We start from the raw sequence: 511 nt of genomic DNA on the forward strand, positions 1-511 counted from the left end.
GTAGCTCAATTGGATAGAGTACTTGACTACGAATCAAGCGGTTAGAGGTTCGAGTCCTCTCGGGCGCGCCATATTTTTACACTCAGCAACTCAAGTTCGGGAAGTAGCTCAGCTTGGTAGAGCACTTGGTTTGGGACCAAGGGGTCGCAGGTTCGAATCCTGTCTTCCCGACCAAACAATGGGGCCTTAGCTCAGCTGGGAGAGCGCCTGCCTTGCACGCAGGAGGTCAGCGGTTCGATCCCGCTAGGCTCCACCAACTATAACAATAAAGATCCTGGCGGCGTAGCTCAGCTGGCTAGAGCGTACGGTTCATACCCGTAAGGTCGGGGGTTCGATCCCCTCTGCCGCCACTTTTTTAGGACCTTTAGCTCAGTTGGTTAGAGCAGACGGCTCATAACCGTCCGGTCGCAGGTTCGAGTCCTGCAAGGTCCACCATTTATTATCACGGAGGAATACCCAAGTTTGGCTGAAGGGATCGGTCTTGAAAACCGACAGGGGAGTCAAATCCCGC

The 511-nt window shown here is 54.0% G+C and carries 4 tRNA genes; all 4 read left to right on the plus strand.

From position 1 onward, the window contains the following. Positions 1-97: 97 nt before the first annotated feature. Positions 98-174 (plus strand) — tRNA-Pro (locus IRE19_RS18365). Positions 175-180: 6 nt separating this feature from the next. Then, a tRNA-Ala gene (locus tag IRE19_RS18370) sits at positions 181-256 on the plus strand. 20 nt (positions 257-276) lie between these two features. Next, positions 277-350 (plus strand) — tRNA-Met (locus IRE19_RS18375). Between the two features lie 8 nt (positions 351-358). Then, positions 359-435 (plus strand) — tRNA-Ile (locus tag IRE19_RS18380). The last annotated feature ends 76 nt before the right edge of the window (positions 436-511 follow it).

It is taken from the genome of Planococcus beijingensis, from assembly GCF_016820615.1.
Taxonomy (GTDB): Bacteria; Bacillota; Bacilli; order Bacillales_A; family Planococcaceae; genus Planococcus; species Planococcus notacanthi.